The sequence below is a fragment of the Microcystis sp. LE18-22.4A genome (assembly GCF_027531105.1).
Lineage (GTDB): Bacteria > Cyanobacteriota > Cyanobacteriia > Cyanobacteriales > Microcystaceae > Microcystis > Microcystis aeruginosa.
This window is the reverse complement of the sequence record NZ_JAPZRB010000587.1, coordinates 14,155-27,558: the sequence shown is the minus strand read 5'-3', so window position 1 is coordinate 27,558 and position 13,404 is coordinate 14,155. Positions and strand designations below refer to the sequence as shown.

The 13,404-nt window shown below is 40.3% G+C and carries 11 protein-coding genes; 8 read left to right on the top strand and 3 right to left on the bottom strand.

Annotated features, from left to right (window positions below):
- Positions 1–392: 392 nt before the first annotated feature.
- Together O9295_RS27600 and O9295_RS25245 are read left to right on the top strand one after the other, a co-directional pair.
- The gene (locus O9295_RS27600) at positions 393–500 is read left to right on the top strand and encodes a BrnA antitoxin family protein (RefSeq protein WP_271949639.1); all 108 of its coding nucleotides are present in this window, start codon (positions 393–395) and stop codon (positions 498–500) included.
- Between the two features lie 133 nt (positions 501–633).
- Positions 634–3,624 (top strand): type ISP restriction/modification enzyme, encoded by a 2,991-nt coding sequence (locus O9295_RS25245; RefSeq protein ID WP_288036035.1) that lies wholly within the window; start codon positions 634–636, stop codon positions 3,622–3,624.
- 209 nt (positions 3,625–3,833) lie between these two features.
- Here O9295_RS25245 and O9295_RS25240 read toward each other — a convergent pair whose 3' ends face one another.
- Entirely contained in the window at positions 3,834–4,229 is a 396-nt protein-coding gene (locus tag O9295_RS25240) for a helix-turn-helix domain-containing protein (RefSeq protein WP_147073471.1), read from the bottom strand.
- Between the two features lie 294 nt (positions 4,230–4,523).
- Here O9295_RS25240 and O9295_RS25235 point away from each other — a divergent pair, with 294 nt between their 5' ends.
- Positions 4,524–4,817, top strand: coding sequence for a hypothetical protein (locus O9295_RS25235; RefSeq protein ID WP_002760270.1), 294 nt, complete (start codon positions 4,524–4,526; stop codon positions 4,815–4,817).
- On the opposite strand, the gene hrcA is transcribed toward O9295_RS25235, so the two are convergent.
- Complete coding sequence (hrcA, locus tag O9295_RS25230) at positions 4,804–5,880, bottom strand: heat-inducible transcriptional repressor HrcA (protein ID WP_288036033.1); 1,077 nt, start codon at positions 5,878–5,880, stop codon at positions 4,804–4,806. The two genes, O9295_RS25235 and hrcA, sit on opposite strands and share 14 nt — an antisense overlap.
- Positions 5,881–6,016: 136 nt before the next feature.
- Positions 6,017–6,355: a rhodanese-like domain-containing protein gene (locus O9295_RS25225; RefSeq protein WP_045358107.1), complete on the bottom strand. Its 339-nt coding sequence runs from the start codon at positions 6,353–6,355 to the stop codon at positions 6,017–6,019.
- A gap of 209 nt (positions 6,356–6,564) precedes the next feature.
- On the opposite strand from O9295_RS25225, the gene O9295_RS25220 reads away from it, so the two are divergent.
- The 5 genes from O9295_RS25220 to recJ all read left to right on the top strand — a co-directional run bounded on the left by O9295_RS25220 (position 6,565) and on the right by recJ (position 13,353).
- A complete protein-coding gene (locus O9295_RS25220) occupies positions 6,565–6,792 on the top strand; it encodes a hypothetical protein (RefSeq protein WP_004163204.1) in 228 nt (75 codons plus the stop codon).
- Positions 6,792–7,241: a type II toxin-antitoxin system VapC family toxin gene (locus O9295_RS25215; protein WP_104396888.1), complete on the top strand. Its 450-nt coding sequence runs from the start codon at positions 6,792–6,794 to the stop codon at positions 7,239–7,241. Before O9295_RS25220 ends, O9295_RS25215 begins: the two co-directional genes overlap by 1 nt.
- A 255-nt stretch (positions 7,242–7,496) precedes the next feature.
- Positions 7,497–10,520 carry an exonuclease subunit SbcC gene (gene sbcC / locus O9295_RS25210; RefSeq protein WP_288036030.1) on the top strand — a complete coding sequence of 1,008 codons (3,024 nt, stop codon included), beginning with the start codon at positions 7,497–7,499 and terminating at the stop codon, positions 10,518–10,520.
- A gap of 19 nt (positions 10,521–10,539) precedes the next feature.
- Positions 10,540–10,794, top strand: a complete 255-nt coding sequence (locus O9295_RS25205) for a MoaD/ThiS family protein (protein WP_004163207.1) — start codon at positions 10,540–10,542, stop codon at positions 10,792–10,794.
- Between the two features lie 276 nt (positions 10,795–11,070).
- Positions 11,071–13,353, top strand: a complete 2,283-nt coding sequence (recJ, locus tag O9295_RS25200) for a single-stranded-DNA-specific exonuclease RecJ (RefSeq protein WP_288036028.1) — start codon at positions 11,071–11,073, stop codon at positions 13,351–13,353.
- The last annotated feature ends 51 nt before the right edge of the window (positions 13,354–13,404 follow it).

The window sequence follows — 13,404 nt, the reverse complement described above, 5'->3', positions numbered from 1 at the left end:
TCATTTTTGTAAATCTACTAATTTGGGATTTTTCAGGGGAAACTTTCTCCTAAAATTGGGCGTTACTTTCGGTTTTATCACTCAATCCAAGCTTTTGGGGGGTTCTACCCCCCAAACCCCCCGTTGGGGGCGTGGCGCCGCCCCCAAACCCCCCGCGCATTAGGTTAACTGTGAGATGCTTACACGCGATTGTTCATATTTTTGTACTAATTTAAGAGTCACTGATAATTCTAAATGCGGTTATTAAAGACTGATTATTTATCCCCCCTTTTGCCTTTTGCATGAGTGCCTTTTGCCTATCTTCATAAGTAGCCTATACTCAAGGGATTTAGTATGATGAGTTTTTTACTCAAAAAACAGTATCTTTTTCGCCATCAAAGCAGTAATTAGCTATTCAACTAGGTCAAGATCAATTACAATGGTTAAAAGCTCAAGGAAAGGGATATGAAACAGGAATTAACCATATCTTGCGGGAAGTGATGGCACGCCAGCACCAGTGAAAAACATCGAAATAAAAATTGTCAGATCCCCCCGCCTATCGGCACCCCCCTTATCAAGGGGGGCAGGGGGGATCAGAGTCCAAAATCTATCTTCTCTTTGATTATAACTACTTAATTTACCTCCTCTAAGCCCATGTCTAGATTATTAATCAGCCAGTATCAGGCGGAAGTTGAGAAGATTGTCCAATATGGCGGCAGTCGCAAGGAAACTTCGATTAGAGTCGCTTTTCAGAATTTGTTAAATGACTATTGCAAGGCGCGGGATTTTTTGTTAATTCCGGAGTTGGATTATCGCACTAAGTCGGGAAAAGTTGTCTATCCTGACGGGACGGTAAAGGATGCTTTACGGTTAGATTGGGGATATTGGGAAAGTAAGGATCAATACGATAATTTAGATGAAGAAATTGAGAAGAAGTTGGCGAAAGGCTACCCCAATGACAATATTTTATTTGAAGATTCCCAGACGGCGGTTTTAATTCAAGGAGGAGAGGAAAGACTGCGCGTCTCGATGCGCGATGATGAGGCTTTGGATGGGATTATTAATGCTTTTATTAATTATGTACGTCCGGAGGTTGAGGATTTTCGAGAGGCGATTGCTAGTTTTAAGGAAGATTTACCAACAATTTTAGAAGCGTTGCGGGGTTTAATTGCGTTGCAGTCGGAGACGAATCGGAATTTTGTGACAGCGCGGGACAATTTTTTAGAGATTTGTCGCAAGTCAATCAATCCAGAAATTAGTCTGGAAGATGTGCGAGAGATGATTATTCAGCACATCCTGACAGAGGATATTTTTATCAATATTTTTAATGAGTCTCAGTTTCACCGGGAAAATAATATCGCCAGGGAATTACAGGGAGTGATTGAAACTTTCTTTACTGGTAATACCAAGCGCAATACTTTAGGGACTATTGAACGTTATTATGCGGTAATTCGGCGGACAGCGGCGAATATTTATAACCACCACGAGAAGCAGAAATTTCTCAAGGCGATTTATGAGAATTTTTATAAAGCATACAATCCGAAAGCGGCGGACCGGTTGGGAATTGTCTATACACCCAATGAAATTGTCCGTTTTATGATTGAAAGTGTCGATTATTTAGTCCACAAGCATTTTGGTAAGTTGTTGGCGGATCCAGGAGTAGAAATTTTAGATCCGGCGACGGGGACAGGAACTTTTATAACGGAGTTGATTGAGTATTTACCGAAGGATAAGTTACGGTACAAGTATAAGCATGAGATGCACTGTAATGAGGTGGCAATTCTGCCTTATTATATTGCGAATTTGAATATTGAGTTCACCTACAAGCAGAAGATGGGTGAGTATGAGGAGTTTGAGCATATCTGTTTTGTGGATACCCTAGACCATGCTGCTTCTAATATCAAGCAGATGGATTTGTTTGCTATGTCGGCGGAGAATACCCAACGGATTCATAATCAAAATGACCGCAATATTTCTGTAATTATTGGTAATCCTCCTTATAATGCCAGGCAGGAGAATTTTAATCAAGGTAATGCAAATCGAAGTTATGAAGCGATTGACAAGTGCATTAAATATACTTATATCAAAGAAGGTAAGGCACAGAATCAAATTGTCGTCTATGATATGTACACTCGCTTTATTCGTTGGGCTTCGGATCGATTAAATAAAAATGGTATAATAGCGTTTATTACTAACTCTTCTTTTATCGATGCGTTGGCTTATGATGGATTTAGAAAAGTAGTAGAGAATGAGTTTAGTGAAATTTATATCATTGATTTAGGTGGTAATGTCAGGAAAAATCCTAAACTTTCAGGGACAACTCATAATGTTTTCGGTATTCAGACGGGGGTGGCGATTAGTTTGATGGTGAAGCGAGAAAGTAATAATCTTCCTTGTCGAATTTTATATACTCGCCGTCCTGAATTGGATACAGCAGCGCAAAAATTAGAGTTTTTGTCATCGACAAAACTTAATCAGCTTGATTTTGAGCATATCATCCCAGATAAAAAACATAATTGGCTCAATCAATCAGATAATGACTTTTATCAACTGCTACCCTTGATTGATAAGGATGTCAAAAGTGGCAAGTCTGAGAAAGCTGTGTTTAAGTTGTTTTCATTGGGTGTAGTAACCAATCGAGATGAGTGGGTATATGATTCTCTCAAAGAGAGTTTAATAAATAAGATTAGTTTTTTCATTGAAAAATACAATTACTCTGTTGAAAATCAATTACAAGACTTTTCAATAAAGTGGAGTTCTTCTTTAGAGAATTTCTGGAAATCTCGAATAAAGTCTGATTTCGATGATAATTTAATTCAATTATCTCTATATAGACCTTATTTTAAGCAATTTCAATACACAGAAAAATTATTTAATCATCGATTGACAGAAAACCATTACGAGATGTTTTCATTAGATCTAAAGTCTTTTAATAAGATAATAGCTTTTTCTGGCATTAGTTCAAGCAAGCCTTTTCATTGTCTTTCCTGTGATTTATTAATTGGTTTAGATACACTTGAAAAAACTCAATGTCTCCCCCTCTACTACTACGAGAAAGAAGGAAACCGCATCGATAATATCACCGATTGGGGATTGCAACAATTCCAAAAACATTACAACGATAAAACCATCACCAAACTCGATATCTTCCACTACACTTATGCAGTCCTTCACTACCCGGAATATCGCAGTAAATACGAATTAAATCTCAAGCGAGAATTTCCCCGACTTCCCTTTTATGATAACTTCTCTCAATGGGTAGAATGGGGAAGCAAACTAATGGAATTACACATCAACTATGAAACCGTCGCACCCTACCCACTAACTCGCATTGATACTAATAATAATCTCAAACCGAAACCTAAACTAAAAGCTGACCGAGAAAAAAATTCCATCAACCTTGATGATATCACTTTCCTACAAGATATTCCCAAAATTGCCTGGGAATATAAACTCGGTAATCGTTCAGCCCTAGAATGGATTTTAGATCAATATAAGGAAAAGAAACCCAAAGATAAAACCATCGCCGAAAGATTTAATAACTATCGCTTTGCCGATTATAAAGAAACAGTAATTGACTTATTACAACGAGTCTGCACTGTCAGCGTCGAAACCATGAAAATAATAGAAGCGATGAGGCATTAAAAAGATTGCTTCCGGGAAATCTTATTCTACATTCTACACCCTGCCTCCAAGAAAAACTTTTTGCCGCAAACCCTAAGTAGGGAGGCATAATTATTTGTAGGATGGGTTAGCGGTAGCGTAACATGAGCGGGCGTTGGGTTTCATGCTTCAACCCAACCTACGTTCATCTTATATTTAATTCCACCCACCCACTTACTTTCTATTCTTGTCTAAGTTGTTGTAGTTTTTCTGTCTCTTGTGCGGGTGGTTGTATAGTTTTTTTTGCGGGTTATTCTCAAGCGTTCGGCTATTCTTGCCACTGTCGCCACACTTAACACTATACCAGTTCTTTCTAGGAATAGTTTCGATAGTTGAGCCAGAGTTGCGTCATTATTTTCCTCAATTAACGTACCGAGGACGATCATTTGTTCTGGCGTGAGTTTTAAATGACGTCCACATCGATAAGTCTTCGGTCGAAGATCTCCCGTTTCTCGATATTGCTTCAAAAGCTTTTGTACGAAACTTAGGGTTACGCAGAATCTTTTCGCTAATTGTCTTTGAGAGATGGGTTCGTTATAATAACAGTCGAGGATTTTCTGACGGAACTCTACTGGATAGGATTTCATTTTTTGTGCGGTTTAGCTATCGATGACATTATACTTCATATTTGTGAGAAAGAAAGAAAATTGAGACGAGGCAACCCTACCGCTCAACTACTAGGGTTGATTCAAGGTAGGGTTGATTCATGAATCAACCCTACCACCGACATCGGGGGGCAAGGGGAGATTCAGCTAATCTAAGGATAGGCGGTTAAGATGCGTCTTAGCTTAGTGGGTTTTCTGGCGCGACCCAAGCGATCGCTAAAGATGTTATTATCTAGGACAGTCAACTGAAAATTCCCGCAACCTTCCTAGCCACCGATGAGAGCGATCGCTAAAGATGATATTCTTTATATTCACCATGAGGATGTGCCGGTTTACAAAAAAGGCGGTTCAGTGGTGAGAAATAGTTATTTTTGGGCGCTAAAATCGATCGCCTGTGGAGCGCGTCGGGGACAGGATTGGGAGTTCGATGCGGAGGTGTGGGTGGCGCTGGTGCGGATGTTGCTCTGTTTTGCCAATTCTGGCTATTTGGGGGATGGTGAGACAATTTTAGAGTTTACTGTCGATTGTCCCATTCCCGAACCTTTGCGGGGGATATCTACTTACTTATAGCCTCGCTGAGATAGTTAGCGGTGGATTCCACCAGGGGAATAGTATTTTCGTATAACATTCGCGTCGGTCCGATAATGCCAACACTACCGACGGGAGTATCTCCCTGTTTATAAAAAGCGGAGATAAGAGTACAAGGGCGCATGGATTCCAGAGGATTTTCGGAACCAATAGTGATTTTGACTTTTTTAGCTGATTTTTCTGGTTCTGGTCTTTGTAAAATCAGGGGTAAAAGGCGATCCTGTTCTGCTTCCAATAGATGCAGTAACATTTGTACTTGTTGCCATTGGGCGAATTCTGGCTGTCGAATGACTTCAGCGACACCATGGACGATAATCTCCGGGGTGGCAGTGGATTGGAGACTAGCGCCGATTTCTTGGCTTAATTGTTGGAGAAAATGGGTATAACGGGCAAATTCTCGCTCGATTTGCCGCCAATCGAGGTTAATTAAATCTGCCAAGCAATAACCTTTTAATTTTTCCCCGAGAAAATTAGAGAGGATTTGTAATTCTTCTGCTAATCCATCCTCCTTGTCCGTTGCCATAGACTCAGGAATCTCTATCATAACCGAGCGTGTTTGTAAACTATCTGTAACAATAATTAACATAATCTGCCGGTCCGAGACGGGGACTAATTGCAGATGACGCAGGGTATTGGTGAGGGTGTGGGGGAGGGTAACGATAGCGATATAACCGCTTAAACCGGCTAAAAGTTGGGTGGCCCGTTGCAGCAGACTTTCGAGACTCCAAGCGGGAGATTTAGCATTTTGATGCAGATAATAGCCGATTTTTTCGCCGATACGGTCATCGGGAGTCATTAACTCATCGACGTAGAGACGATAACCCCAATCGGAGGGAATGCGTCCGGAGGAAGTGTGGGGTTGATAGAGTAAACCTTCTTTTTCTAGTTTACCGAGAGCATTGCGAATCGTGGCGGAACTAACAGTAAATTTGTACTCATCGAGTAGAGTTTTCGAGCCAACCGGTTCGGCCGTGGCGATATAATGTTGGATTGTCGCCTTTAAGATATGTTGATAGCGATCGCTGAGATGGGTTCTAGCGGACATAGGGGAATAATCTTAACAAAAGATTTATAACATTTTTTTAGACAGTATAACGCTTAATCAGTTATCAGTTATCAGTAATCCATGGTAAGAAAGGGGATAGTTTGCCTCTCTCTTTTCCCGATGGTGGCCATGAAAATTAGTAACGGGGAATATTAGGATCGACGAGGAGGGAATAAGCATCGATGCCACCGTTAATATTTTTAACATTAGTAAAACCCTGACTTTGTAGCCATTGGCACATTTGCAGGGATCTCATGCCATGGTGACAGATAACGAGGGTTTCTGCTTGGGGGTTGAATTGGGTGGCAATAGTGGGCGACCATTCTCGGTATTGACTCAAGGGTAAAATGGTAAAACTGGCCACAGATGCGATCGCAACTTCCTCTGGTTCGCGCACATCAATAAGTTGTAAATTAGGATCATGATCGGCTAAACGGAGAGCGAGTTCATGGACGCTAATTTCGGGAATGCTCATAGATTTGGTCTTAAGAATCGGTTATCTTTCCTTTAGAGTAGCAAATCGAGGGACCCTGAGCGGTTAGGGACTTGCGTAGGAATAATATCGCAGCCAAGTGGGGGGATTTGGTCAGTGCCAGAGCGGGGGGGTGATATAATGGGGAAACGGCAGGTATTGAAGAGATTGATGCTTTTTAGTACGCCGATTAATCGACAAGCTGAATTTTGATGAATATTGAACAAGCCGTTATCGAAAACTTGCGAAAACTTCCTTTAGAAAAACAACAAGAAGTCTTAAACTTCAGCCAATTTCTAACTCAGATAACTTCGCCAAAAATTGAAGAGATGACCTCCCAAGAAAAAGCAGAAGATTGGCTAAAATTTCTGGAAAGTCAACCCAAGGATACCCCCGGATTACCTGATGAAGCCTTAGGGCGTGAAACTATCTATGACTGATGGCTAACTATCTATTTGATACCAATATTTTCCTGAGGCTGAGTGACCGAATTTCCGCTAATTATGCCTTAGCAAGAGATGCGACCTATATCTTAATAGAGCAAGGACATAAATGCTGCTTGACCTCACAAATTATCATTGAGTTTTGGGTAGTTGCCACCCGTCCTACTGAGGTTAATGGGTTAGGCTGGACTCCTGAAAGAACTAAAAATCAAATCAATCAATTTCTAACCAGATTCACTGTCCTCGAAGAAACGCCAGAGATATTTACCCTTTGGTTTCAATTAGTCACTGACTATAACATCAAGGGAAAAAGAACTCACGATATTAGGCTTCTGGCTGTTATGAAAGCTCATAGTATCACTCATTTATTAACCTTTAATCCTGATGACTTTGTTCCCCTTCCTAATATCATCATCCTTCAGCCGCAAGACTTACTTAATCCCTAATGGTGAGGGGAATTCTGGGGAACAGAAAAAAGCGCATTTGCCCCCGGCTGGATTTCAGTTAAGCTTTGATTAGAGGTTATTGTAGGAGAGAGTTATTGATACCGAATAGATTCACCGATAGGTATTGCGCTGAAGCTATCTTGTCCTCGGTTTTTTATCCTCTGATTAATTTCTAAGTTGTACTGTATTCTCCCCACTTCCCCACTTCCCCACTTCCCCACTTCCCCACTTCCCCACTTCCCCACTTCCCAGCTTATGATTCCCCTACAATTAACCCTGAAAAATTTTCTCAGTTATCGCGAGGCAGTGCTAGATTTTCGCGGATTACATACTGCCTGTATTTGTGGTGCCAATGGTGCGGGAAAATCCTCTTTACTCGAAGCAATTACTTGGGCAATTTGGGGAGAAAGTCGCACCTCGATTGCTGATGATGTGATTCATGCGGGCAGCGATTATGCGCGGGTAGATTTCGAGTTTAGTTATGGGGGAGAAATCTATAAAATTATCCGTAGTCGTCACCGGGGAGGGAAAGCTTCTAGTTTAGATTTTCAGGTGATTAATGATCAGAGTTTTCGTCCTTTATCGGGTAAAAGTATTAAAGATACCCAAGCACAGATTAATACTTATCTGAAAATAGACCATAAAACTTTCATTAATTCTGCTTATTTACGACAGGGACAAGCGGACGAGTTTATGAAACAGCCTCCCAGTGGTCGTAAACAGATTTTAGCAGAATTATTGCAACTCGATCGCTATGAAATTTTAGCAAATAAAGCCAAGGATATATCGAAACAATTTGATGGACAGTCCCTCCAGATCGAGCAGCAAGTAGAAACTATCAAACTCCGTCTTCAGGAGAAAAATTCTTATCAGCAACAGCTGCAAGAGTTAAGCACCCAAATTGACCAAATTAATCAAGCACAAGAGGTAAATAATCGGCGTTTACAGCAACTACAGGGGGAAGAAAATCAGCGTCAGAATTGGGAAAAACAGCTGCAGTGGCAAAGAGAACAGGAGCGAGCTTTATTAGCAGAAATCGAGAGATTAGACCGGGAAAAAGTTAGTCTAGACAATCAATTAAATCAAATAAGGACTATTCTTCATCGCAAAAATGACATTATTACTGCACACGAGCGCCTAATCAATTTAGACCAGAAAGAGGCAAGTTTGTCAAGTCAATTACAAGCTTGGCAACAGGCCCAGTATGATAAACAACAATTAGAACAGAAATTACAGCAAAAAATTAACGAATTTACCCTTCCCATCCAACAAACGAGCGCTCGTTTAGAAGAATTGGGAAGACAGGAACAAGAAACTCAAAAAATTATCGAGCAAGCGGGGGATATTCAAGCAGGATTAGAGAAATTAAATTATCATCGTCAACGTCTTCAGGAATTGGATAGATTAGCTTTAAAATATGCTCCTTTAAATAGCCGAAAAGCTGATTTAAATATGCAGTTGGAACGGGAAAAAGCTAAGATCAATGCTCGTTGGGAACAACTGCAAAGAAATCGGCAACAATTAGAGACAGAAATCGCTCGTATTCCTCTACTAAGAGAGGAAGCTCTCAATTTAGCCAAACGAATTAAGGAACTAGATAAAAAACAAACCTATTGTGAACGAGTTGAAGAAAAGGAAACTCTTAAACAAGTGGATAAAAAAAGTTTATTGGAGCAACAGAAAAGATATGAAGAACAACTTTTAGAGTTAACTGATAAATTGGAAAAATTAAATATTCCCGATTCGGTTTGTCCTCTGTGTGAACAGAATTTAGACAGTCATCACCGTCATCAAGTAATCAGGAAAACCCATCAACATCAAGAACAAATTCAAGAGCAAATCTGGTCCCTACAGGAAAGGATGGCAGACTGCGATCGAGATTTAAAACGTTTAGGGGAGGAATTAGCCCAAATTAAACAAGAATTGCCAGCAAGATCGAATCTACAACAAAAATATGTGCAGTTGGAAGTCAAGTTAGAAACTATTGAAGAAAAGGAAATAGAACTAGAGAAAACCGAGGAGATACTTGTCGAGTTAGAAGCACTTTTAAGCAGTGGCAATTATGCCCTAGAATTACAGCAAGAATTACAAATTGTCAATCAAGAAATCGCCTTTTTAAACTATGATGAACAAAGTCATGCTTTAGTCAGAGGAGAAGAAAAAAGATGGCGTTGGGCAGAAATTCAAGAATCAGAACTTAAGCAAGCAAACCGTCGTTTAGCTAATATCAAGGCCGAGAAACCTAATTTAATTAATCAATTAGCTAGACTAGAACAAGAGAAGCAAGAACTAGGTCAAAACTCCCCACTTAAACAGGAAGTTGAACGCTTAGAAAAGTTTATTCAAAACTTAAATTATGATCGCAGTGAACATCAGAATATTCAAAATCTGATCCGACAATTACAGGGGGTAAGATTACAGTATCAAGACTGGCAACAAGCAGAAAAAAATTATCCGGAAATAGCCGCTAAAATCGCTGAGATTGAGCAAAGATTACAGCTGCGAAATCAGGATCGCCAGAAGCTGAATCAGGAGTTAGCCAATATTAGTCAAAAGATTGGTACTTTGACTGACTATCGCCAAGAAATAGCCGCATTATCGACCAATATTCAACAGCGAAGACAGATAATTGATGGATTGCTCTCCCAAAAAGGTCGGGTTGAGGAGAAATTACATCAACTAGAAACTTTAGGTAAACAACTGATAGAAAAAGAGAGCGATTTAGCTAAAGTGAAAAAACAATATACAGTTTATAAAGAGTTAGCCATAGCTTTTGGCAAAAATGGTTTACAAACTCTGATGATTGAAAATGTTTTACCAGAGTTGGAAGCACAAACTAATCATATCTTAGCTCGCTTAACTGGTAATCAATTTCATGTGCAGTTTTTAACCCAAAAAAGTGGTAAAGGTACGAAGAAACAGCGACAAAAGTTAATCGATACGTTAGATATTATTATTGGCGATACCCGCGGCTCTCGTCCCTACGAAACCTATTCAGGAGGAGAAGCTTTTCGGATTAATTTCTCGATTCGATTAGCTTTAGCGAGATTATTGGCACAAAGAGCCGGAACAGCCCTACAAATGCTCATTGTTGACGAAGGATTCGGAACTCAGGATGCGGAAGGATGCGATCGCTTAATTGCGGCAATTAACGCTATATCCGCCGATTTTGCCTGTATTTTGACTGTAACTCATATGCCCCAATTTAAAGAAGCTTTTCAACATCGCATCGAAGTCCGCAAAACCGAACAGGGTTCTCAATTAATGTTATTATCCTAGGAAAAATATTGATGTAAAGATGGAAAAGATTACGATCACAGTCAAACTATTTGCTATTTATCAAGAAGTCTATCAAACTTCACAATTAAACCTCGAATTTCCTGCCCACACTTCCGTTACAGAAGTGTTAAACTATATTATAGCCCCCTATCCTCAATTAGAAAGATGGCGCGATGTTACTCGTTTTGGAGTTAATCTTCAGTTTGTTTCGGGAGAGAAAATCCTCAAAAATGGCGATGAGATAGTTTTAATTCCCCCCGTTAGTGGTGGCTAAATGGGGTTTGCTGAAAAAGTACGGGCGAAGCATTCGGATAGAAAATCTACGGTTTCACCGATAGGTTATTGTCCGAATGCTTCGCCCCTACAGGACGCGGGCTGATGAAGACGCAAGGTTTTGAAGCACGATTCTCTCAAAATCTTGCACCTGTTTCGCTCGTAAAGCCACAAAACCCTTACCTTGCCTACATTTCACATTTATTCAGCAAGCCCTAAATGGAGATAGGGAAAATCACAAAAACTGCCACCTTTTTTACTTTTTCCTTGATATCCCGTGTCTAACTGGCAAATTCCCCCATCGGTAGAGCTTCCCCAAGAGTTTTTAAAAATAGTCCAAGACTACACCCCAGAGTCGGATGGCAGCGTCGTGGCACAAATATTATGGCATCGCGGTATCCGGGATGGGGCGACTCTGGGGACGTTTCTGGATGAGAAAGCTTATCAGTCAAAAACTCCCTTTGATTTTGGGCAAGAAATGAACTTTGCCGTCAAAAGACTGGAAAAAGCCCTCAATAAAGGGGAAAAAGTGAGTATTTGGGGGGATTTCGATGCCGATGGTGTCACCGCTACCAGTGTACTCTGGGAAGGATTAGGGCAGTTTTTCCCACCCTATCAACAGTTAGATTATTACATACCCGATCGCCAAAAAGAATCCCACGGCCTCAATTGTCCTGGTATCGAGAAACTAGCGCATCAAGGAACCAGTTTAATCGTCACCTGTGACACGGGAAGCACGAATATCGCCGAAATTGACTATGCAAACAGTCTAGGTATCGATATTATCATCACCGATCATCATACCCTACCCGACGAGCGCCCCGAGGTGATTGCCCTGATTAATCCCCGCTACTTTGTGGAAACCCATCCTTTCTATCATCTTTCTGGGGTTGCCGTTGCTTATAAATTAGTGGAAGCGATGTATTTAACCCTGGCAGATATTCCCAGAAAACCCCTAGAAAATTTACTCGATTTAGTGGCGATTGGTTTAATTGCCGATTTAGTCAAATTGACGGGAGAATGTCGTTATTTAGCCCAAAAAGGTCTTAAAAAACTGCAAAACACTCAGCGTTTGGGAGTTAAAAAATTACTGGATTTATGTAACAAAACCGGAGATAGACCGATGGATATATCCTTCGGTATTGGACCGCGAATTAATGCCGTCAGTCGCATTTATGGCGATGCTAGATTTTGTGTGGAATTACTCACCAGTGAAGATGAAAAACGTTGTCACGAATTAGCTGAACAAGCGGAATTGGCCAATATTCGTCGCCAAGAAATCCAACGGGATATTATTAAACAAGTTCAGAAAAAACTAGAAAGAATTGATCTTTCTACCACTAATGTAATTATTTTAGATGATCCCCAATGGCCGGCGGGAATTTTAGGATTAGTTGCGGGACAAATTGCCCAAGAATACCAGCGACCGACAATTTTATTAAGTACCAGTGAACCACCTTTTGCTAAGGGTTCCGCTAGGTCAATTCGCGAGATCGATCTTTATCAATTAGTATCCTCTCAATCCCATCTTTTACATCGTTTTGGTGGTCATCCTTTGGCCGCAGGTTTAAGTTTAACTATAGAAAATTTACCCCTATTTATTGAGGGAATTAATCAACAGTTGCGACGCACAGGAATTGATTTAACTTCCCTTTCTTCCGAGATAGAAGTGGCTGCGGTGGTGACAGTTTCCCAATTGGGAAAAAGTCTATTTAGAGAATTAAAATTACTGGAACCCTGCGGGATGGGTAATCCGACACCGAAGCTATTAATTCAAAATTGTTATTTTCACAATCTTTGGCATAAAAATCTTGAGGATTTCAAAGGCAGAAAAATCGCTTATCCCCGGACAACTTTTGAGATCTGGGATAGTTCAATCGAGCAGGGTTTCCCCGGTATGTGGTGGGGTCATCACAAAGACGAAATTGCTGCCGATACCCGTTATGATGCCGTAGTCGAATTAGATTTTAATACCTACAAAAATCGCTATGAAGTGCGCTTAATTGCCTTGCATCCCTATCAACAAGAATCCCTAACCTATAGCAATAAAAAAGATTTTTTAATCGACAATCGCCATCGAGAAATTAGTCAAGAAGTTAGCCAATTAAATCCCCTTTTTCTCTGGGAATGTCCCCGGGATTGGACAAAACTTTCCAGGGAATATCAACAGGCAATTTTACGGGATAAAAAGTTAGTTCTTGCCTATGCTAGTCCTTTGAAAAAATCCGCTCACACCACATGGATAAACCTTGTCGGGATCGGGAAATATTTAGCTAGAACTACAACCAGCATTTCCTGTCAACAATTACAAAACCGCTTAAACCTCAGTTATCATACCCTAGAATTAGGATTAATTTCCCTAGCAGAAAATGGCTTTAAAGTCAAGAAAAATCAAGAAAATTTATCCTTTGAATTAGTCAATCATGAGGCAAAAATTAATAAGATTGAACAATTTCTAGAAGCGGTAGCTCTAGAAAACTTTCTCCAGCAATACTTTGCTACTGTTCCCCTAGAAATACTGCAAGCAATTCTCAATCATGAAGACTCGATCGATTTCTAGTTATAACCCTTATTTACTGATAGCTGATAACTGATAACTGATTACTGATTA